Here is a 21,369-nt window from a genome sequence, read left to right as displayed (position 1 = left end):
TTCGATGGGTGGATACGAGGTAGCGGACTCGAACCCCTTCACTCGATCTGTTCGATCTGCTCCTGCAGCTCCAGCCATTTCTCTTCGAGCGTTTCCAGTTCGCCGTTGACTTCGCCCTGGCGCTTGAGCATCTCCATCAGCTTTGACTTGTTGGCCTCGGCATAGCTGGTCTCATCGGCCATGAACTGGTCGATCTCGGCCTTGGCGGTCTGCAGCACCGTCATGCGCTTTTCCACCTTTTCCAGTTCCTTGGTCAGCGGCTTGCGCAGTTGCGCCAGCCGCTGGCGCTCGTCCGCTTCGGCGCGGCGCTGGTCCTTGCGGTTGACCGCTGCGGCGTTGCCGCCGGTTTCCGCCTGGTGCGCGGCCACGGCGGCGTTGCGCTTGGCCGCGGCCTGCTGCAGCAGCCAGTCGCGATAGTCGTCGAGGTCGCCGTCGAACGGTTTGATGGTGCCATCGGCGACCAGCATGAACTGGTCGGCCGTAGCGCGCAGCAGGTGACGGTCGTGCGAAACCAGGATCAGCGTGCCTTCGAACTGCGCCAGCGCCATGGTCAGCGCCTCGCGCGTGTCGAGGTCCAGGTGGTTGGTCGGTTCGTCGAGCAGCAGCAGGTTGGGCTTCTGCCAGACGATCAGCGACAGCGCCAGGCGGGCTTTTTCGCCCCCCGAGAACGGCTCGATCGGCGCGGTGGCCATATCGCCGCGGAAATTGAAGCTGCCGAGGAAATCGCGCAGTTCCTGCTCGCGGGTGTCCGGCGCCAGTCGCGCCAGGTGCTGCAGCGGAGATTCGTGGTCACGCAGCGTTTCCAGCTGGTGCTGGGCGAAGTAGCCGATCTGCAGGCCCTTGCCCAGGCGCAGCGTGCCGGTCAGCGGATCCTGCGTGCCGGCCAGCGTCTTGACCAGCGTCGACTTGCCCTGCCCGTTGGCGCCGAGCAGGCCGATGCGCTGGCCGTTCTGGATCGACAGCGCCAGCTTGTGCAGGATGGTCACCGGCGGATCGGCCTCGGCATAGCCGCAGTCGACGCCGTCCAGCACCATCATCGGGTTCGGCGCCGCATCGGGCTCGCGGAATTCGAAGGCGAAGCCCGCGGCGACGTGCACTGGCGCCAGCCGTTCCATCTTCTCGAGTGCCTTGACGCGGCTTTGCGCCTGGCGCGCCTTGGTCGCCTTGGCCTTGAAGCGCGTGATGAACGATTCCAGGTGCGCGATTTCCTTTTGCTGGCGGGTATAGGCCGCCTGCTGCTGCGCCATCTGCTGCAGGCGCAGCGTCTCGAACAGCGTGTAGTTGCCGCCGTAGCGGCGCAACTGCTGATTCTCGATATGGACCGTGACGTTGCAGATCGCGTCCAGGAATTCACGGTCGTGCGAAATCATGACCAGCGTGCCGGGGTAGCGCGCGAGCCAGTCTTCGAGCCAGACGATGGCATCGAGGTCCAGGTGATTGGTCGGTTCATCGAGCAGCAGCAGGTCCGACGGGCACATCAGGGCCTGGGCCAGGTTCAGGCGCATGCGCCATCCGCCCGAGAACGACGATACCGGCTGCGACACCTGCGGCAGCGTGAAACCCAGGCCCAACAGCAGCGCCTCGGCGCGCGCCGGGGCGGTGTAGCCGTCGGCGTCGGCAAAGGCCGCGTGCGCTTCGCCTTCCGCGCTGCCGTCGCCGACTGCCTGCGCCTCGGCAATGGCGGCTTCGATCTCTCGCAGGCGTGTATCGCCGTCGATCACGTATTCGACCGCGCTACGCGCCACCGCCGGCGTCTCTTGCGCCACATGCGCGATGCGCCATTGGGCAGGCACCGTCACGTCGCCGCCATCTGCATGCAGTTCGCCGCGCAGCATGGCGAACAGCGTGGACTTGCCGCTGCCGTTGGCGCCGACGAGGCCCACGCGCTCGCCCGGGTTGAGCGTCACGCTGGTGTGGTCGAACAGCACCTTGGTGCCGCGCTGGAGGACAAGCTGGTCGATTCGGATCACGGGTAAGGCAGGAGCGTCGGTAAGCGGGGATAAAAAACAGCGGAAAAGCGCGAGAAAGCGCGGACAGCAGCCCGAGATGAGGCGCTGGGCGGCATTGTAGCGTTTCCCGTTGGCGGTGACCCGCTCGATTGACGGTATGTCCTAGGGATTACCCTTGAATGATGAAAACTCTGTTTTCTTGTTCGCGGTCTGCGTGTAAATTCATTTTCATTGCAGCCACCACGACCGATGTTTGGTTTTCACATCGGCCAGATCTCCTGATCCCATGCCGGACGGCGCCTCGATCTCTGAACGTATTGCGCGCAGCCTGCCAGCGCTGACGCCCGCGCACCAGCGCATGGCCGAGTACGTGCTTGCCAATCCGTTCCGCGCCGCGACGATGCGGATCGACGAGTTCGCGACCGCGGTGCAGGTGTCGGTGGCGACAGCCAACCGATTTGCGCGCGCGCTCGGGTTTGACGGCTATCCGCAGTTCCGCGCCGAACTGGTGCGCGGGTTTGAGGCGACGCTGGCGCCGGTGGAACGGCTGCGTTCGGAGCTGGAGCGGCCCACCACGGCGGCCGAGGCATTCGCCGCGTCGCTGGACAATGCCGCAGCCAACCTCGAGGCCACGCGCCGCGCGCTGGACGCCGACGCGTGCGAACGGGCGGTATCCGCGATTCTTGCCGCGGAGCGTGTCTACATTGCCGGCTTTGGCGCAAGCGGCTTCCTGTCGGGCCTGTTGCAGCACGGCCTGGAAATGCACTGCCGCATGGTGACCTCGGTCGCCGGCGCGGGCGGTGCGTCGCACGCGGCGCGCCAGTTGTTCAAGCTGAGCCCTGCCGACCTGGTCATCGCCATCGCGTTTCCGCGCTACGTGTCCGATACCGTGGTGCTGGCCCAGCGCGCCAAGGCACGCGGCGCGCGCTTGCTGGCGCTGACCGATGGCCCGACCTCGCCGCTGGCGCCGATTGCCGATATCGCGCTCTATGCGCAGGCCGCTAACCGGCTGTCGGCCAATTCGGATGCCAACGTGCTGGCGTTGATCGAAGCGCTGTGCGGCGCCGTGGCACACCGAGCCGAACGCCCGGTCAAGGCCGCGGCCGAGATGACCGAGTTCCTGCTGCCGTGGCTGTATGGCCCCCATGCCGGCAATGCCGGCAATGCCGGCACCACGGCAGCCGCACAGCCCGTGGCATCAGCCGATGTCGATGGCAAGCCCGGCGCCGACCGCCGCAACCCTTCCAAGCACCCAAAAGCGTAGTCCCAATGAACCAAGCAGTCATTGCCATCCACGGCGGCGCCGGCACGATCACGCGCGCGGCCATGGATTCGGCCCGCGAACGCGAATACATCGAAGCGCTGGAACAGGTGCTGCTGGCAGGCCAGCGCGTGCTGGCCGGCGGCGGCACGGCCATCGACGCCGTGACGGAAGCTGTCCGCCTGCTGGAAGAGTGCCCGCTGTTCAACGCCGGCAAGGGCGCAGTGCTGACGCACGCCGGCACCTACGAACTCGATGCCGCCGTCATGGACGGTGCGACGCTCAACGCCGGCGCGGTGGCCTGCGTGTCGCGGCTGCGCAACCCGGTACTGGCCGCGCGCGCGGTAATGGATCACAGCGAACACGTGCTGTTTGCCGGCGAAGGCGCTGAAGCCTTTGCCGAGGCACATGGCCTGGAACTGGTGTCGCGCGACTACTACTACACCAAGGCCCGCTACGAGCAATGGGAACGCGCGCGCGCCGTGCAAGGCATGGCACTGCTCGATCATGACGCGGCCACGCTCGCCGCGCGCGCGCTGGCCGGCAAGCCCGATCCGATCGATCCGGACAGCAAGTTCGGCACGGTCGGCGCCGTGGCCTGCGACAGCTTCGGCAACCTGGCCGCCGCGACGTCCACGGGCGGCGTCACCAACAAGCAGGTCGGCCGCGTCGGCGATTCGCCGCTGATCGGCGCAGGCTGCTATGCCGACGATGTTGCTGCGGTGTCAGCCACCGGTACCGGTGAAATGTTCATCCGCACTGTTGCAGCCCATGATGTGTCGGCACAGATGCGGTATGCGGGCCTGTCGCTCGAGGAGTCGGCGCGCCGCGTGGTCATGGAAAAGCTGCCGGCCATTGGCGGCCGCGGTGGCCTGATCGCGGTGGATCGTGCCGGCAATATCACGCTGCCGTTCAATACAGAGGGCATGTACCGCGGCTTTGCGCGCGCGGACGGTCCGGTGACCGTGGCGATCTACGGCTGACACGCCGTTTTCCATCCGCAATTCCCGCAGCAATCCCAGGGGGAGCCAGTGGCTGAACTCTCTTCTCAATCGAATATCGTGCTGCCGCCGCAGCGTGTGGTGTCGGTGGACGGCCTGACCGTCCGCTTTTCCACGTCCGAGCGCACCGTCGAAGCCGTGCGCAACCTGTCGTTCCACGTTGACCGTGGCGAGACGCTGGCCGTGGTCGGGGAATCCGGCTCAGGCAAGTCCGTGACATCGCTCGCTTTGATGCGCCTCGTCGAGCATGGTGGCGGCAAGATCGCATCGGGCAGCATGGCGCTGCGCCGGCGCGGCGGCGATGTCATCGACCTGGCCCGTGCCGACAACGCCACGCTGCGCAGCGTGCGTGGCGCCGACGTGGCGATGATCTTCCAGGAGCCGATGACCTCGCTCAACCCGGTGTTCCCGGTGGGCGAACAGATCGCGGAATCGATCCGCCTGCACCAGGGCAAGAGCCGCGCCGCCGCGCGTGCCGAGGCGCTGCGCATGCTGGAACTGGTGCGCATTCCGGAAGCGAAGCGCGTACTTGACCGTTTCCCGCACCAGCTCTCGGGCGGCATGCGCCAGCGCGTGATGATCGCGATGGCGCTGTCCTGCAAGCCCGCATTGCTGATCGCCGACGAGCCCACCACGGCGCTCGACGTGACGATCCAGGCCGAGATCCTGCAACTGATCCGCGGCCTGCAGGCGGAGATGCACATGGGCGTGGTCTTCATCACGCACGACATGGGCGTGGTGGCCGAAGTGGCTGATCGCGTGCTCGTGATGTACCGGGGCGAGAAGGTGGAAGAGGGCGGCTCCGACGAAGTCTTCCGCGCGCCGGCCCACCCGTACACGCGCGCGCTGCTGTCGGCCGTGCCGCGGCTCGGCGCGATGCAAGGCACGGACCTGCCGGCCAAGTTCCCGTTGCTGCAGCTTGGCGATTCCGCACCGACACAAGAAGCACCGCAGGACACGGTATCGTCCGACGCCAAGCCGATCCTGCGCGTGCGCGATCTGGTCACGCGCTTCGACGTGCCGGGCGGCGTGTTCGGCCGCGTCACGCGGCGCGTGCATGCCGTGGAGCAGGTCAGCTTCGATCTCTATCCGGGCGAGACGCTCGCGCTGGTTGGTGAGTCGGGCTGCGGCAAGTCGACCACGGGCCGCTCTCTGCTGCGCCTGGTGGAAAGCCAGAGCGGCAGCATCGAATTCGCCGGGCACGATATCAGCCACATGGAAGGCCCCGCGCTGCAGAACCTGCGGCGCAATATCCAGTTCATCTTCCAGGACCCGTTCGCCTCGCTCGATCCGCGCGTGCCGGTCGGCTATTCGATCATGGAGCCGCTGCTCGTGCACAAGGTGGCCAGCGGCAAGGACGCCGAGCAGCGCGTTGCGTGGCTGCTGGAGAAGGTCGGACTCGATCCCTCGCATGCCGCACGCTATCCGCACGAGTTCTCGGGCGGCCAGCGCCAGCGCATCTGCATTGCACGTGCGCTCGCGCTCAACCCGAAGGTGGTCGTGGCTGACGAGTCGGTGTCGGCACTCGATGTCTCGATCCAGGCGCAGATCGTCAACCTGATGCTGGACCTGCAGCGCGAACTCGGCATTGCGTTCCTGTTCATCTCGCACGACATGGCCGTGGTGGAGCGAGTCAGCCATCGCGTGGCGGTGATGTACCTCGGGCAGATCGTCGAGATCGGTCCGCGCCGCGCGATCTTCGAGAATCCGCAGCATCCGTACACGAAGAAGCTGATGGCGGCGGTGCCGATCGCCGATCCGGCGCGCCGCCACCTGCGGCGCGAACCGCTGTCGGACGAACTTCCCAGCCCGATCCGCGCGGTCGGCGACGAACCGGTGGTGCAGCCACTGGTGCCTGTCGCGGACAGCCGTGGAATCGGTCACTTTGTCGCGCGGCACGCCATTGGCGGTGCCTACTGAAATCGGTTTATCCAAGGAGAATCAAGATGTCTGCATCGATGGTTTCGCCCAGGCTGGTGGCCGGGCTGCTTGTGGCCGGCGCGATAGGCGCGCTGGCGCCGGTGTCCGCTTTTGCCGCCAAGGATGCGGTAATGGCTGTCGCTTCCACGTTCACCACGCTGGACCCGTACGATTCGAACGACACGCTGTCGCAGGCCGTAGCCAAAAGCTTCTACCAGGGCCTGTTCGGCCTGGACAAGGACATGAAGCTGGTCAACGTGCTGGCCGAAAGCTATGACGTCAGCAAGGACGGCCTGACCTACACGATCAAGCTCAAGAAGGGCATCAAGTTCCACGACGGCACCCCCTTCGACGCCGCCGCCGTGAAGGCCAACCTTGACCGCGTGACCAACCCGGCCAACAAGCTCAAGCGCTATACGCTGTTCAACCGCGTCGCCAAGACCGATGTGGTGGACAGCAGCACGGTAAAGGTCACGCTGAAGGAGCCGTTCTCGCCGTTCATCAACGTGCTGGCCCACCCGTCGGCCGTGATGATCTCGCCCGTGGCGCTGCAGAAGTACGGCAAGGAGATTGCCTTCCATCCGGTCGGCACGGGCCCGTTCGAGTTCGTCGAGTGGAAGCAGCCCGATCACCTGAAGGGCAAGAAATTCGCAGGCTACTGGAAGACCGGTTATCCGAAGATCGACACCGTCACCTGGAAGCCGGTGGTGGACAACAACACCCGCGCGGCCATCATGCAGACCGGCGAGGCCGACTTTGCCTTCAGCATCCCGTTCGAGCAGGCCGCGGTGCTGAAGAACAGCCCCAAGGTGGACCTGATCGCGGCGCCGTCGATTATCCAGCGCTACCTGAGCCTGAACACCACGGTCAAGCCGTTCAACGACCCGAAGGTGCGCCAGGCCATCAACTACGCAATCAATAAGGACGCGCTGACCAAGGTGGCCTTCGCCGGCTACGCCGTGCCGGCCGAAGGCGTGGTGCCGCCGGGCGTGGACTATGCCGAGAAGCTGGGCCCGTGGCCGTATGACCCGGCCAAGGCGCGCGCGCTGCTGAAGGAAGCCGGCTACCCGAACGGCTTCGAGACCACGCTGTGGTCGGCCTATAACCACACCACCGCGCAGAAGGTGATCCAGTTCGTGCAGCAGCAGCTGCAGCAGGTCGGCATCAAGGCCAGCGTGCAGGCGCTGGAAGCCGGCCAGCGCGTGGAGAAGGTGGAAAGCGTGCAGAAGCCGGAAGACGCCGGCGTGCGCATCTACTACATCGGCTGGTCGTCGTCGACCGGTGAGTCGGACTGGGCGCTGCGTCCGCTGCTGGCCTCGGAATCGATGCCGCCGAAGTTGCTGAACACCGCGTACTACAAGAACGACCAGGTCGATGCCGACATCGCCGGCGCGCTGCGCACGACCGATCGCGGCGAGAAGGCCAAGCTGTACAAGGACGCGCAGGAACGCATCTGGAAGGATGCGCCGTGGGCCTTCCTGGTGACCGAGAAGGTGCTGTACGCGCGCAGCAAGCGCCTGACCGGTGCGTATGTGATGCCCGATGGCTCGTTCAATTTCGACGACATCGATATCAAGCAGTAAGCCTGCGGAAAGCGCGCCGCTACCGCGGCGCGCACCGGGTAGCAAGCAGTAAGCCGAACGTGGCCGCCTGTCCCATCGCAGGGGCATGGACAGGCGGCCTGCGGCCTTTTCCCTGAAGCGTCATGCTGAACTATTTCCTCAAACGATGCCTGGGCGTGATCCCGACACTGCTGATCGTGGCAGTGCTGGTATTCCTGTTCGTCCACCTCCTGCCCGGCGATCCGGCGCGGTTGGCGGCGGGCCCCGAGGCCGACGAAGCCACCGTCGAGCTGGTGCGCAAGGACCTGGGGCTGGACAAAACCCTGCCCGAGCAGTTCGTGAACTTCTTCTCGAACGCCGTGCGCGGCGAGTTCGGGCATTCGCTGCGCACCAAGCGTGCGGTCAGCGATGAGATCGGCGACCGCTTCATGCCGACGCTGTGGCTGACCGTGGCGTCGATGGCCTGGGCCGTCGTGTTCGGCATGGTGATCGGCATCTGCTCCGCGGTCTGGCGCAACCGCTGGCCAGACCGGCTCGGCATGACGCTGGCCGTGTCCGGCATCTCGTTCCCGGCGTTTGCGCTCGGCATGCTGCTGATGGAAGTGTTCTCGGTGCAGCTCGGCTGGCTGCCGTCGATCGGCGCCGATAGCTGGAAGCACTACGTGCTGCCGTCGCTGACGCTGGGCGCAGCCGTGGCAGCGGTGATGGCGCGTTTTACGCGTGCGTCGTTTGTCGAGGTGCTGCAGGAAGATTTCGTGCGTACTGCGCGCGCCAAGGGCGTGCGCGAGACCGTGGTCGTGGCCAAGCACACGCTGCGCAACGCGATGATTCCCGTGGTGACCATGATGGGCCTGCAGTTCGGCTTCCTGCTGGGCGGCTCGATCGTGGTGGAGAAAGTCTTCAACTGGCCGGGCCTCGGGCGCCTGCTGGTCGATGCCGTCGAGATGCGCGACTACCCGGTGATCCAGGCCGAGGTGCTGCTGTTCTCGCTTGAATTCATCCTGATCAACCTGGTGGTGGACTTGCTCTACACCGTGATCAACCCAACCATCCGCTACAAGTAAAAGGAGGCAGGCATGACCGAGATTTCCACGCCCGCCGACACCCCGGCAGCCACCGTCGCAGCGGCCCCTCAGGCCGTGCGGACGCCCTGGACCGAGTTCTGGCGCAAATTCCGCAAGCAGCATCTGGCGCTCGGCGCCGGTGGGTTCGTGCTGCTGCTGATCGTGGTGGCAATCCTGTCGCCGCATCTGGTGCCCTACGATCCCGAGAATTTCTTCGACTATGACGCGCTCAACGCCGGCCCGTCCGCAGCCCACTGGATGGGTGTGGATTCGCTCGGCCGCGACATCTTCAGCCGCATCCTGGCCGGCACGCGCATCTCGCTGGCGGCTGGTTTCCTGTCGGTCATCATCGGCGCCGTGATCGGCACCGCGCTGGGCCTGCTGGCCGGCTACTACGAAGGCTGGTGGGACCGCATCGTGATGCGCATCTCCGACGTGCTGTTCGCGTTCCCGGGCATCCTGCTGGCGATCGGTGTCGTCGCGATCCTCGGCAACGGCATGGTCAACGTAATCTTCGCCGTGGCCATCTTCAGCATTCCGGCGTTTGCGCGGCTGGTTCGCGGCAATACGCTGATGCTCAAGCGCCTGACCTATGTGGAAGCTGCGCGCAGCATCGGAGCGTCGGACTGGACCATCCTGATGCGGCATATCCTGCCCGGCACGGTGTCGTCGATCGTGGTGTACTTCTCGATGCGGATCGGCACGTCGATCATCACCGCGGCGAGCCTCTCGTTCCTCGGGCTCGGCGCACAACCGCCGACGCCGGAGTGGGGTGCCATGCTGAACGAGGCCCGCGCCGACATGGTGACGGCGCCCCACGTCGCAATCTTCCCGAGCCTGGCGATCTTCCTGACGGTGCTGGCCTTCAACCTGCTCGGTGATGGCCTGCGCGATGCGCTCGATCCGAAGATCGACCGGCGCTGAGGCGAGATGGAGATGGAACCCCTGACACCGCCGGTCATTGGTGCGCTGCCCGCTGGCGCACGCAACAGCATCACGGACGTGGCCGGCGTGACGGTCGGACATTGCACGCTGGATGACGGCGACGTCCAGACCGGCGTGACCGTCGTGCGTCCGCATGCCGGTAACGTCTATCTGCAGAAGGTGCCGGCCGCTTGCGCTGTGATCAATGGCTTCGGCAAAAGCATCGGGCTTGTGCAGGTGGAGGAACTGGGCGTGCTGGAAACGCCCATCGCGCTGACGAACACCTTTGCCGTCGGGGCCGTGGCGCACGCGCAGATCTGCGAGGCCGTAGCGGCGAATCCGGAAATCGGTCGGTCGCTGCCGACAGTCAATCCACTGGTGTTCGAATGCAATGATGGCTACCTGAACGATATCCAGGCCATGGCCGTTGATCGCGTTCACTATGAGACGGCCTGTGCTGCCGCTTGCGCCGATGTGCAGGCCGGATCGGTCGGTGCCGGGCGAGGCATGTCGTCGTTTGGCGTCAAGGGTGGCATCGGCACTGCATCGCGCTTAGTCGGCGGCTATTGCGTGGGTGCGCTTGTGCTGGCGAATTTCGGCACGCCGGAATCGCTCGTTATCGCTGGCCGACAGGTCGGCGGTGAACTGGCCGCGCGGCTCGCGGCACCCGCGCCCGAGCCGGAGAAAGGATCGATCATCATGATCCTGGCCACGGATGCGCCGCTCGACGCGCGCCAGCTGCGCCGGCTGGCACTTCGCGCGGGAGCCGGCCTGGCCCGTACGGGGTCGGTGTACGGGCATGGCTCGGGCGATATCGTGTTCGCGTTTTCCACGGCGTACACCGTGCCGCACCATGCTGCGGAGCCGATGCCTTCCGTGCCGCTGCTGCACGAAAGCCGACTCGACCCGTTGTTCCGCGCCGCGGCTGACAGCGTGGAACAGGCCATCCTTCACGCACTCTGGCAGGCGGTGCCCGTCCATGGCCGTAGCGGACACCGCCGTCAGGCGTTGCTCGATGTCATGCCCGAACTACGCACTCCAATATGAAGCTGCTGATCTCCACCGATATCGAAGGTATTGCCGGCGTTTTTCACGCCGAGCAGACGCGTCCGGGCAATGGCGAATATGAGCGAGCCCGTGCATGGATGACCGGCGAAGCCAATGCGGCCGTGCAGGGCGCCTTCGACGCCGGCGCGACCGCGGTGCTGGTCAACGACTCGCACGGCGGTTTCCGCAATCTGCTGCCGGACCAGATCGATTCACGTGCGCAGCTCGTACTCGGCAAGCCCCGCTATCTGGGCATGATGGCCGGCGTGGAAACAGGCTGTGACGGCGTGTTCCTGATTGGCTATCACTGCCGCGCGCAAAGTCGCGGGGTGCTGGCACACACGATCAACAGCAGCGCGTTTGCGCGCGTGTGGTTGAACGAGCAGGAACTGGGCGAAGCCGGCCTGTACGCCGCGCTGGCCGGTGAGTTCGGTGTGCCGGTGCTGATGGCCAGTGGCGACGATGTCTTTATCGGCGAGACCCGCCCGCTGATGCCGTGGGTGCGCTATGTGCAGACCAAGTCGGCGGGCGGCTTCGGCAGCGGCAGCACGCTCGCGCCGGCGGCGGCGCGCGATGCTGTTCGGAAAGCGGCGTCGCAAGCTGTACGCGACCGGGCCGATGCAACGCCATTCCGAATCGACGGCCCCGTGACCTGCCGGCTCCAGACCCAGACAGCCGCCCACGCGGACCTGTTCTGCCAGTGGCCGACGCTGGAGCGCGTCGATGGCGTCACGTTGTCGTTCTCAGCCGATTCCGTGCAGTCGGCCGTGCGCATGCTGAACTGCCTGTCGGCGATGTCGTTCATGCTGAAATAGCGGCATTGGCCGGGTCGCGGCGCGATCGGCGACAATAACGGGTTGGGCGCGGGCTGGTCTGTTGGCCGGCCTCGCTGTCTTTACCCGAAATACCGCATTAACGCAGACTCATGACCCAGGCACAGCACGGGGGGTGGATTCCCGTACGCAAGGACTTCGTCGACCTCGACACGCGCTGCCACGCGCGCGGCGCCACGGGGCGTCATCACGGTTTTCCCGACGGCAGGGCCTATATCCTGCGTGATGCGCAAGGCCACGAATATCCGTTTGGAGAAGCCTGTGCCCGGGCCGCGGTGGTTCATCCCGGCCTGCTTGCCCAAGTACCGGATTACACCGAGCGCGACGTGGTACGGCAATCGGAAGCGCTGGATGCCGTGATCGCCAGTGCTTCACGCCGCCGGCCCACCGGCGCCGAGCGGGACACCGCGCAGCGCCTGGCGGCGATCCGCTACCTTGTGCTGCGCATGGAAAAACTTCTGACCGTGCCGCGCGTGCAGCCCACGGTGCGCTTTGCGCCACTGCAGGACGTCTACGAATACTTCCAGCGCACCGGTGACCTGAGCCGGGCCCAGGTGAGCCGCATCCTTGCCATCGAGCGCAGCCCGACCACGCCGCCGCGGCTCAGGGCGACCAATCTGCTCGATGTCTATACCGCGCATGTCAAGCTCGAGCGGTTGATTGCGGCCTCGAACCGGCTCGACAACATCCGGTTCCTGCGCGGCCTGCATGACTGGCTCGCGCGCCAACTGGTGTTGTCAGCCGCCCAGCTTGCCGCAGCGGGCATCGAGATGCATCCACAGGCATTCAGCTCGCCCGGCATCTGGGGGCCGGACGAGGCACGAGCCGGGGACAGCGGGCAACTCTTCTGACGCACTGCACGTTGGCAAGCCGGGACGAATTGGCGTCTAATGCCAGCATCTCCGTCCGCAAGGGGCAGTTGCCATGGGCCAGGTTTCGGGATGTTTTGCCACCAGTTATGCCGAGGCGCGGCAGAAGTTCCTGGCCGCGGCGCGCGGTGCGGGCGCGACACTTGCCGAATTTCCCCATCCGACCCGGCGCGGCAGTGCCGGCGAGGACCTTGCCATGGATGTCGCCTGGGTAGGGCCTGCCGACGCCCGGCGCGTGCTGATGATCAGCTCCGGTGTGCATGGCGTGGAGGGTTTCTGCGGCTCCGGCGCGCAGGTGGCGCTGCTGTCCGACGCGATACTGCTGGCCGACTGCGCCGAAGCACGCCTGGGCTTGCTGGTCGTGCACGCAGTCAATCCCTACGGCTTTTCGCATTTGCGCCGGGTCAACGAAGACAACGTCGATCTGAACCGCAATTTCATGGATTTCGCGCAGCCACTGCCGGATAACGCGCCCTACGCGGAAATTGCGCCGATGCTGTTGCCCGCACACTGGCCGCCCTCTGGTGAAGAGCAGGCCCAGTTCATGAAGGCCGTCGCGGAGAAAGGCATGGACTGGTACCAGACCGCGGTCAGCAGCGGCCAGTACCAGGATCCGAAAGGCCTCTTCTATGGCGGCAACAAGGAGACCTGGAGCAACTACACGCTGCGGCGTGTGCTCGCGCGCTTCGGCAGCGGGCGCGGCAGTCTGCGCTGGATCGACATCCACACGGGCCTCGGCCCCTGGGGGTATGGCGAGCCGATCTGCATGGGGCCCGATGACGATGGCCAACTCAAGCGTACCCGCGCAATCTGGGGCGGCGAGGTAACTTCGATCTATGACGGCTCGTCAAGTTCGGCCCGACTGACTGGCCTTGCCTGGGAGGCTGTCCCTGGCACGCTGCCGGACGTCGACTATGCAGGAATAGCGCTGGAATTTGGCACGCTGCCGGTTGCGGAAGTCCTCGACGCGCTGCGTGGCGATCACTGGCTGTACCTGCATCCTGAAGCCGATGAAAACCAGCGCACGCTGGTCCGGCAGGCTATGTGGCGCGCGTTCTATGGCGATGCCGACGACTGGCGCGCGGGCGTGGTGGAGCAGGTGACCGAAGCCGTCCGCAAGGCCATGCGCGCGCGATAACGGGCAGATGGCGGTGTGCCGGATGCAGCGCATCTCGGCAATGGATCTGGTCGGAATATGCCGGGCACCGTAGGCAGACCTTGTCATGGCGGCATTTGAGGCGGCTCAGATATCCGCCTGCTCGCACCAGCTCACCACCGCATCGCGAAAGTCCTGGCAGATCGGCGACAGGTATCCATCGGCGCGCCAGAAGATGGCCAGATCATGCTGCCAGGCCATGTCCGGGCCTTCGATGGCTTCGAGTCCCTGTCCCTCCGCCTGCTTCAGGATGCGCGGCGGCATGATGCCGAGCAGGTCCGAATGACGCAGCAGTTCGCCGAATGCCACGGGTGACGCCGTGCTTTCCACGGCCACGCGCGGCGGTGGGAGCCCCACTGCCGTGAAGCGTTCCTCAAGCCATTGCCGCAGATACAGCGAGCTCGCGGGCACTGCCCAGCGTTCTTCGGTCAGGTCCGCCAGCGAACGGAAGCGCGCGCGGCGCGGATGCTCGCTGCGCGCGACGATCTGCATCGTCAGCGGGCCTAGCGGCAGGCCGCTCACGTCCTCGGGCACGCTGGTAGGTCGCGCGGCAAGGATCAGGTCGACGTCGCCGTTCTGCAGTACAGCCATCAGGCGCGCGCTGAGGTGGGTTTCGATTGAAAACACGGCCAGCGGGCGGCTTACGAAAAATTGCGCCAGCAGCGGTGAGAGCAGCGACGGCACCAGATAGGGAATCGCCCCGAGCCGCACCGTGCCCGCCTTGGCGACGCGCTGCTCGGCCAGCTCCTGCCGCATGTCGCTCGCGGCCAGCGAGATCTTGCGTGCATGGGCATGCAGTGTCTTGCCGACGCTGGTCAGTACCAGCCCGCGCGGCGTGCGCTCGAACAGCGGCATGCCGGCTTCTGCCTCGAGCCGCGCCAGCGTCTTGGACAGGGCGGACTGCGTCACGCCCAGCGCGGCGGCGGCGCGATGCAGGTTGGCGTGCTGGGTCACGACCAGGAAAGCTTCGATGTCCTCGAATCGCATCGCGTCGACGAGTGAGCGCAAGAATGGGGTCGGGGCATTGTAGCTGCCATTGGTTGTCCATTCCTGCCGGGAATCGCGCCGGTACTCGCGGGAATCACGGAGCGCGGGCGGCTGCCCTAGACTGCGGCCAAGGCGCTGACAGGCCATGCATGCCGCAAACAGGCGCCACACACAGGAGACAAGCCAATGCAGAACCAATTCGCCACATGCGGCGTGCGGCTGCGTGCCGCCTTGCTGGGCATCGTGCTGAGCGCCGTGACCGGGACCGCCGCGATGGCAGCCGAGACGGAGCCCTATCCGTCTCGGCCGCTGACCATCGTGGTGCCGTCCGTGGCCGGCAACGTCAACGACGCCGCGGCGCGGCTGATCGGGCAGGAGCTCACGAGGACGTGGAACCAGCCCGTGATCGTCGAGAACAAGCCGGGCGCCGGCACGACCACGGGTACCAAATACGTGGCGCGTGCGGAGAAGGACGGCTACACCGTGCTGCTCACGTTCACCGCTCACGTCCAGAACCCGTCGCTATACCAGCGCATCGGCTATGACCCGATCGCGGACTTCGCGCCGGTCAGCGAGGTGGCCATCTCTTACACCGTGCTCGCGGTGTCCTCGGATTTCCCGGCGCGCACGCTCAAGGACGTGGTCGCGCTGGTCAAGGCCAATCCAGGCAAGTATCCGTATGGGTCGTATGGCGCCGGCACCACGGGCCATATCCTCGGCGAACTGTTCAAGCGGGAAGCCGGGCTCGACATGACGCACGTCGCTTACAAAGGCGGCGCGCCGCTCGTCACGGATTTGGCAGCCGGCCACGTGAAGATCGGCCTGGTGCCGGTCGGTACGGCCATGTCGCTGCTGCAAAGCGGGAAGATCATCCCCGTCGCGCTGGCCGGCGCCGAACGTTCAGCATTGCTGCCGAACGTCCCGACTTTCCGCGAAGCCGGCTACAAGGGCTTCGAGCCCGATGCGTGGATGGGCCTGATGTTCCCGGCTGGCGTGCCCAAGGCGCGCGTCGATGCGCTGTCGCGCGAGGTTGCTCGCATCGTGCGCATGCCCGAGATCGCAAAGAAGATGAAGGACCTGAATCTCGAGCCCGTCGGCAATTCGCCCGAGGCGTTCGCGGCAGTCTTGAAGAGCGACCAGGACAAATGGAGCCGCATCATCCGCGATGTCGGCATCGCGATGGAATGAAGGAGGCTTGAGCGCGGTATGGGCGATTACCTTGGGCTGGTGTGCTCGCGCTGGTGTCACTGGAGCGAACTGGAACTGCAGCGTATCGCACGGCGTCCGTTGGCGCCGGGGCAGGTGCGCATCCGTGTGCGGCATGCGGGCGTGGGCTTTGCGCTGAGCCTGTTCGTGTCAGGCAAGTACCAGCGCAAGCCACCGCTGCCGTTCACGCCGGGCACGGAGGCGGCAGGGGAGATCATTGAGGTGGCGCCCGATGTGACGCGTCTTCGGCCCGGACAGCGCGTAGCCGCCGCATTGGACTGGGGCGGGTTTGCGCAGGAAGTCGTGACCACCGCCGATACCGTGTACCCGGTGCCCGATGCGCTGGACCTGGCGAGTGCCGCGGCGTTGCCAGTCACCTACGGCACCGTCTGGGCCGCGCTGGCGTGGCGCGCGGTGCTGCAGCCGGGCGAGACCATGCTTGTTCACGGCGCAAGCGGTTCGCTGGGGACGGCGGCCGTGCAGGTAGGACGGCTGATGGGGGCGCGCGTGATTGCGACGGCCAGCACGGAAGCCAAGCGCGAGGCAGCGTTGCACAACGGCGCTGCGCATGCGTTGTCGTCTGATCCGCAATCGCTGGCGGCCGAAGTGAAGGCGCTGTGCCCTGCCGGCGGCGTGGACGTCGTATTCGATCCCGTCGGCGGCGATCTGTTCGATGCCTCGCTGCGCTGTGCGGCGCCGGGTGGCCGCCTGCTGTCGATCGGCTATGCCGGCGGACGCATTCCCGAGGTGCCGGCCAACCTGCTGCTCGTGAAGAACCTGTCGGTGATCGGCTTCAACTACGGCTACTACATCGGCTGGGGGCTGACCGACGAGCGCAGCCGGTTCGCGCCGCAGGTGCAGGACGTGGTCGGCAAGATCATGCATGCCGTGGCGAACCGCGAGATGCCGAAGCCGGTCCTGCAGCATTTCGGCCTGCACCAGTGGCTCGAGGCCGTCGACACCACCATGTCGCGCCGCGCGATCGGCAAGGTCATGCTCGACATGCCCTGACGGGGCGGCAGGGGCATCAAAGAACAACGGGAGACAGACTTGAACAAGACACCTGTGGCCGACGATGAAGCCATGCTGGCCGGCCTGACCGTGCTGGACCTGAGTCAGGGCATTGCCGGTCCGTATTGCGGGCTGATCCTGCGCCAGCAGGGCGCGCGCGTGATCAAGGTGGAACCGCCCGCTGGCGACTGGGGCCGCCAGATGGGCCGCGTGCGTGAAGGGCAGACTGCGATCGCCATTGCCTACAACGCCGGCAAGGAGAGCGTGGTGCTCGATACGCGCACCGAATCAGGCAAGGCCGCGCTGCGCAAGCTCGCGGAGCAGGCCGACGTGGTCATTCAAAACTATCGCCCCGGCGTGGCCGAGCGCATGGGTGTCGGCTATGAAGCGCTGTCGGCGCGCAACCCTGCGCTGGTCTATGTCTCGATCACGGGCTACGGTCAGGATGGCCCGCTCGCGGGCTTGCCTGCGGTCGATACGACCATCCAGGCCTTCAGCGGCCTGATGCATGTGAACCGCGACGCCACCGGCCAACCGCGCCGCATCGGCTTCTTCCTGGTGGACCTGAGCACGGGCCTGTACGCGGCACAGCATGCATCGGCTGCGCTGTTCCGCGCGGCACGCAGCGGCAAGGGGCGGCACGTGCAGATGTCGCTGCTGGAGGCGAGCGCGGCGTTGCAGTCGTATCTGCTGGTGGACGATGCGATGTTTCCCGACGCAGAGTTTGCCGCCGCGAATGCGCCGACGGGCATGTTCCAGGCTGCGGATGGCCCGCTCTACGTCAGCATGCTCAATGACGCGATGTTCACGCGTCTGGCCTCCGTTCTCGGGTTTGATGACTGGCTGGCCGATCCGGATCTGCGCACGAGCGCGGGCCGCCTGCCGCGTACGGCCGAGCTATGCCAACGGTTGGGCGCCGCGCTGGCGCAGAAGCCGCTGGCGTACTGGGAGTCGATCTTTACGGAGCATGATGTGCTTTTCGCACGCGTAAGCCGGCCACGCGAGTTGCGGGTGAGCGAGCAATGCACGCAGGCTGGCGTATTCGGCAACGTTTCACAGGCCGGCCTTGGCGAGCTGCCGTGGGCGAATTTGCCGGGGTTCGCCGGAACCGTCCATCCGCATGGGACGGCACCTTTGCTCGGCGAACACACGGCATCGGTGCTTGCCGAATTTGGCGTTGCCGACGCCTAGTGGCACACCGGCTGGCCGAGCGTCCTCAACACTGGGACAGCGTATCGGCCAGCCACTCGATCACCGGCCGGAAGCGCGATGCGCCGCGGAACTCTGTCGGATAGGCCAGCCAGATTTCGCGCATGACCTCGGGCACTTCGTGAAGTAATCGCAGTCCCGCATCCTCGCGGGCCACATAGTGGGGCAGCAGGGCAGTGCCAAGGCCGGCGCGCACGCCTTCGCAGATGGCGAGCATATTGTTGGCGTGGAAGGCAATGCGTCGCTTCGCATGCAGCGGCCAGGTGGCCTCGGGAATGTCATAGCCTTCGTCGAGCAAGGCGCACAACGGCGTGCTGTCGTCCATGGGCACGCTGGCAGACCCATAGAGCCCAAAACGCACGGTGCCGACGCGCTGGGCCACAACATCGTCTTCCTTGGGGCGCGCGAGCCGTATGGCCAGATGCGCGTGGCGCCGCGCAAGGCTTGCCACGCGGTCATCGAGTTCGAGTCGGACCACGATATCGGGATGCGCGGCATACAGGTCCGGCAAGCGCGGTGTCAGGAAGTGGCTGCCGAGCGCGGCAGTCGCGGCAATACGCACCACGCCCGACACGCCGCTGCCCGCGCCTTCGATCTCGCGCAGCAACCGGCCGGCCGATTGCTCCATCTGCCGCGCTGCGGTGAGTGCGCTGCGGCCTGCCGAGGTCAGTTCGAAAGCGCCTTCAGAACGCGTGGCAACGGGCTTGCCGAGTGCCTCTTCGAGACGGCGAATGCGCCGGATCGCGGTGGCGTGGGTGATATCGAGTTCGCGCGCGCAGGCCGAATAGCTGCCGGCGCGAATCAGCGTGGACAGGGTCAGCAGGTCGTCCCACGAGACTGTACGTTTTTGCACAGCGGCTGTGTGTGAGTGGGTAATTGGCGCACAGCATAGCGTGCTCTACGATGCCTGCACAACTTGTTCACCCGGAGTTCCGACATGACTACCGCTACGCCCGTGACCCTGCTCGATGCCGTTGGCGCCAGCCGCAAGCCCTCCCCTTGGGAGGATTCGGTGCTGGTTCTGGTCGATCATCAGCGCGAATACATTGATGGCGTGCTGCCGCTCGTCGGCATGCCCGAAGCCGTGGCCGCTTGTGCCGATCTGCTTGCGCTGGCGCGGCAGCATGGAACGCCGGTGATCCACGTAATGCATCACGGCAAAGGGAAGGGCGGCGCCTTTGACCCGGAAGGTCCGTATGTGGCGTTCATCGAGGGGCTGACGCCGCAGGCCGGCGAGCAGACCGTGGCCAAGCACCTGCCCAACAGCTTTGCCGGCACAGACCTGGCCGCGAAGCTGGCGGCGCTGGGCCGCAAGGAGCTGATCGTGGCCGGCTTCCAGACGCATATGTGCATCAGCGCGACGGTGCGCTCTGCACTGGATCACGGCTATCGGGTCACGCTCGTGGCCAACGCGTGCGCCACGCGCGACCTGCCTGATCCGCTGGGTGGCGCACCGCTGAGCGCAGCGGAATTGCAGCGCGTCACGCTGGCCGCGCTGCACGACCGCTTTGCGACGGTCGTGCCCGATGCATCGGTCTGGAAGGCCTGAGTCGCAAAAGACGGCACCAAAAACAAAAACGGACGGTGCCGAAGTGGCGACCGTCCGTGTCTGCTTTGTGCGTTGGTAGGCTCGATTGGACTCGAACCAACGACCCCCACCATGTCAAGGTGGTGCTCTAACCAGCTGAGCTACGAGCCTAGCGAAGCCGCAGATTATAGGGATGCCTTTGCGGCTGTGCAAGTGTTTTGGAAAAGTTTTTCGCTCAGGTGGTAATGCGGTCCCGCAGTTCGCGCTTGAGCACCTTGCCGATCGCGCTGCGCGGCAGGCTGTCGACCACGTGCAATGCGCTCAGCCGCTGCGTCTTGCCAAGACGCTCGTTGGCCCAGGCGAGCACGGCCTGCGCGGTGACATCATGCCCATCGCGCAGTGCGATAAAGCCGACCGGCGTCTCCCCCCAGCTTTCCGACGGAACGCCGACTACGGAAACATCCGCCACAGCCTCATGCGTACGCACCACGGCCTCGATATCGCTCGGATAGATGTTGAAGCCGCCGGAGATGATCACGTCCTTCATGCGGTCCATCAGCACGAGGAAGCCATCCTCGTCGAAGCGGCCGATGTCGCCCGTGCGGATAAAGCGGTTGCCTTCGGCATCGTGCCATTCGATTTCAGCCGACTTGTCCGGCAAGTTGTGGTAGCCGTTCATCATCGCGCCTGAACGTCCGACCACTTCGCCGGTGCTGCCGGGTGGCAGTTCCTTGCCGTTCTCGTCGATGATGCGCACGTCCGCGCCCGGCGCCGGGCGGCCGACCGTATGCAGCTTGTCAGGGAACTCGTCCGCGTGCAGCAGGCAGCCACCGCCGCCTTCGGTCATGCCATACAACTCGGTCAGTTTGCCGGGCCAGCGGCGCACCACTTCTGCCTTGAGGGCCGCGCTGAACGGTGCGCTCGTGCAGAACTTGCGCTTGTAGCTCGACAGGTCGTAATTGTCGAAATCCGGGTGGGCCATCAGGCGCTGGTATTGCACGGGCACCAGCATCGTGTGCGTGACGCGGTAGCGCTGGGCGAGCTCCAGGTACTTGCCGGCATCGAACTTCGACATCAGCACGGCCGTGCCGCCGAGCCCGATCGTCGGAAAGAAACTCGCGAGCGTGGTGTTCGAATAGAGCGGGGTGGAGAGCAGCGTGACGGCATCGGTGCCGTAACCCGTCATCGCGCCGCGCGACACGTGCGCCCAGCGCATGCCGTGCGATTGCACAATGCCCTTGGGCACGCCGGTCGTGCCGGATGAGTAGATGATGTTGAGCGGCAGTTCCGGCCGCACTTCCGGTTCGTCAAACGGTGCGCTGGCCGGCGCCAGCCACGACTGGAAGGTCTGCCCCGCGGCGCTGTTGTCGAGCGTCACAAGGCGCGTGGCCCCGAGCTGCGGCAGCACGGACTGGAGCGCTTCAGCGACCGCCGCATCGACGAAGAAAATGCTTGCGCCTGCATCGGCCACCATGCCGGCCAGGCTCTGGGCGGTCGACGACGGCGCTAGCGGGGCGACGACCACGCCAGCGCGGATCGCGCCAAGGTACACCGCTGCGTATTCGATGGACGACGTCGCACAGATTGCGATCGTGCCGCCGGCCTGAACGCCATCGCGCTGAAGCGCGGCGCCGATGCGGGTCATGATGGCATCGAGTTCGCCATAGGACATCGATCGCTCGCCATGCACGAGGGCGGCATGGGCGGGCTGGCTCGCAGCGTGGCCGCGCACAAGCGCGGACATGCTGGTGAAGGGGCGTTGCATGATGGAGGTGTCGGTCATGGCATGCAGGCCGGCGGAGCTTCGTTCCGCCAGCGATGGGAAATTCAAAGCAAGAAGGG

The 21,369-nt window shown here is 65.9% G+C and carries 18 protein-coding genes and 1 tRNA gene; 14 read left to right on the top strand and 5 right to left on the bottom strand.

Annotated elements, in window-relative coordinates; genetic code table 11:
• Window positions 1-38 precede the first annotated feature (38 nt).
• Window positions 39-1,970 carry an ATP-binding cassette domain-containing protein gene (locus K2O51_RS22420; RefSeq protein WP_140950845.1) on the bottom strand — a complete coding sequence of 644 codons (1,932 nt, stop codon included), beginning with the start codon at window positions 1,968-1,970 and terminating at the stop codon, window positions 39-41.
• 265 nt (window positions 1,971-2,235) lie between these two features.
• Here K2O51_RS22420 and K2O51_RS22415 point away from each other — a divergent pair, with 265 nt between their 5' ends.
• The 10 genes from K2O51_RS22415 (at window position 2,236) to K2O51_RS22370 (ending at window position 13,568) form a co-directional block, all read left to right on the top strand.
• Entirely contained in the window at window positions 2,236-3,213 is a 978-nt protein-coding gene (locus K2O51_RS22415) for a MurR/RpiR family transcriptional regulator (RefSeq protein ID WP_220630737.1), read from the top strand.
• Between the two features lie 5 nt (window positions 3,214-3,218).
• Complete coding sequence (locus K2O51_RS22410) at window positions 3,219-4,193, top strand: isoaspartyl peptidase/L-asparaginase family protein (protein ID WP_011298091.1); 975 nt, start codon at window positions 3,219-3,221, stop codon at window positions 4,191-4,193.
• A gap of 48 nt (window positions 4,194-4,241) precedes the next feature.
• The gene (locus K2O51_RS22405) at window positions 4,242-6,131 is read left to right on the top strand and encodes a dipeptide ABC transporter ATP-binding protein (RefSeq protein WP_220630736.1); all 1,890 of its coding nucleotides are present in this window, start codon (window positions 4,242-4,244) and stop codon (window positions 6,129-6,131) included.
• A 26-nt stretch (window positions 6,132-6,157) separates the two neighbouring features.
• Window positions 6,158-7,714: a glutathione ABC transporter substrate-binding protein GsiB gene (gsiB, locus tag K2O51_RS22400; RefSeq protein ID WP_220630735.1), complete on the top strand. Its 1,557-nt coding sequence runs from the start codon at window positions 6,158-6,160 to the stop codon at window positions 7,712-7,714.
• A gap of 122 nt (window positions 7,715-7,836) precedes the next feature.
• Window positions 7,837-8,757 (top strand): glutathione ABC transporter permease GsiC, encoded by a 921-nt coding sequence (gene gsiC, locus K2O51_RS22395; protein ID WP_011298088.1) that lies wholly within the window; start codon window positions 7,837-7,839, stop codon window positions 8,755-8,757.
• A gap of 12 nt (window positions 8,758-8,769) precedes the next feature.
• Window positions 8,770-9,681: a glutathione ABC transporter permease GsiD gene (gene gsiD, locus K2O51_RS22390; protein WP_011298087.1), complete on the top strand. Its 912-nt coding sequence runs from the start codon at window positions 8,770-8,772 to the stop codon at window positions 9,679-9,681.
• A gap of 6 nt (window positions 9,682-9,687) precedes the next feature.
• Window positions 9,688-10,728 carry a DmpA family aminopeptidase gene (locus tag K2O51_RS22385; protein WP_140950848.1) on the top strand — a complete coding sequence of 347 codons (1,041 nt, stop codon included), beginning with the start codon at window positions 9,688-9,690 and terminating at the stop codon, window positions 10,726-10,728.
• Entirely contained in the window at window positions 10,725-11,543 is an 819-nt protein-coding gene (locus K2O51_RS22380; RefSeq protein ID WP_140950849.1) for a M55 family metallopeptidase, read from the top strand. The genes K2O51_RS22385 and K2O51_RS22380 overlap by 4 nt, the downstream gene beginning before the upstream one ends.
• Window positions 11,544-11,653: 110 nt before the next feature.
• Window positions 11,654-12,412, top strand: a complete 759-nt coding sequence (locus K2O51_RS22375; RefSeq protein ID WP_011298084.1) for a hypothetical protein — start codon at window positions 11,654-11,656, stop codon at window positions 12,410-12,412.
• Between the two features lie 73 nt (window positions 12,413-12,485).
• Window positions 12,486-13,568, top strand: coding sequence for a M14 family metallopeptidase (locus K2O51_RS22370; protein ID WP_140950850.1), 1,083 nt, complete (start codon window positions 12,486-12,488; stop codon window positions 13,566-13,568).
• 105 nt (window positions 13,569-13,673) lie between these two features.
• Here K2O51_RS22370 and K2O51_RS22365 read toward each other — a convergent pair whose 3' ends face one another.
• Complete coding sequence (locus K2O51_RS22365) at window positions 13,674-14,573, bottom strand: LysR family transcriptional regulator (RefSeq protein WP_140950852.1); 900 nt, start codon at window positions 14,571-14,573, stop codon at window positions 13,674-13,676.
• Between the two features lie 186 nt (window positions 14,574-14,759).
• Between K2O51_RS22365 and K2O51_RS22360 the strand changes: the two genes are divergently transcribed.
• From K2O51_RS22360 to K2O51_RS22350, 3 genes are all read left to right on the top strand, one after another.
• Window positions 14,760-15,761, top strand: a complete 1,002-nt coding sequence (locus tag K2O51_RS22360; RefSeq protein ID WP_011298081.1) for a Bug family tripartite tricarboxylate transporter substrate binding protein — start codon at window positions 14,760-14,762, stop codon at window positions 15,759-15,761.
• An 18-nt stretch (window positions 15,762-15,779) separates the two neighbouring features.
• Window positions 15,780-16,790, top strand: a complete 1,011-nt coding sequence (locus K2O51_RS22355; RefSeq protein ID WP_220630734.1) for an NADPH:quinone oxidoreductase family protein — start codon at window positions 15,780-15,782, stop codon at window positions 16,788-16,790.
• Window positions 16,791-16,862: 72 nt separating this feature from the next.
• The gene (locus K2O51_RS22350; protein WP_049796463.1) at window positions 16,863-17,981 is read left to right on the top strand and encodes a CaiB/BaiF CoA transferase family protein; all 1,119 of its coding nucleotides are present in this window, start codon (window positions 16,863-16,865) and stop codon (window positions 17,979-17,981) included.
• Between the two features lie 25 nt (window positions 17,982-18,006).
• Here the strand turns inward: K2O51_RS22350 and K2O51_RS22345 are convergent, their stop codons facing one another.
• Complete coding sequence (locus K2O51_RS22345; RefSeq protein WP_220630733.1) at window positions 18,007-18,852, bottom strand: LysR family transcriptional regulator; 846 nt, start codon at window positions 18,850-18,852, stop codon at window positions 18,007-18,009.
• 84 nt (window positions 18,853-18,936) lie between these two features.
• Here K2O51_RS22345 and K2O51_RS22340 point away from each other — a divergent pair, with 84 nt between their 5' ends.
• Window positions 18,937-19,548 carry a cysteine hydrolase family protein gene (locus tag K2O51_RS22340; protein WP_220630732.1) on the top strand — a complete coding sequence of 204 codons (612 nt, stop codon included), beginning with the start codon at window positions 18,937-18,939 and terminating at the stop codon, window positions 19,546-19,548.
• A gap of 73 nt (window positions 19,549-19,621) precedes the next feature.
• Here K2O51_RS22340 and K2O51_RS22335 read toward each other — a convergent pair.
• Both K2O51_RS22335 and K2O51_RS22330 read right to left on the bottom strand, forming a co-directional pair.
• Window positions 19,622-19,698, bottom strand: a tRNA-Val gene (locus K2O51_RS22335).
• 64 nt (window positions 19,699-19,762) lie between these two features.
• The gene (locus K2O51_RS22330) at window positions 19,763-21,310 is read right to left on the bottom strand and encodes a class I adenylate-forming enzyme family protein (RefSeq protein WP_011298076.1); all 1,548 of its coding nucleotides are present in this window, start codon (window positions 21,308-21,310) and stop codon (window positions 19,763-19,765) included.
• Window positions 21,311-21,369: the final 59 nt, after the last annotated feature.

This window comes from Cupriavidus pinatubonensis (genome assembly GCF_019602855.1).
GTDB lineage: Bacteria > Pseudomonadota > Gammaproteobacteria > Burkholderiales > Burkholderiaceae > Cupriavidus > Cupriavidus pinatubonensis.
This window is presented reverse-complemented; position numbering and strand designations above follow the sequence as displayed.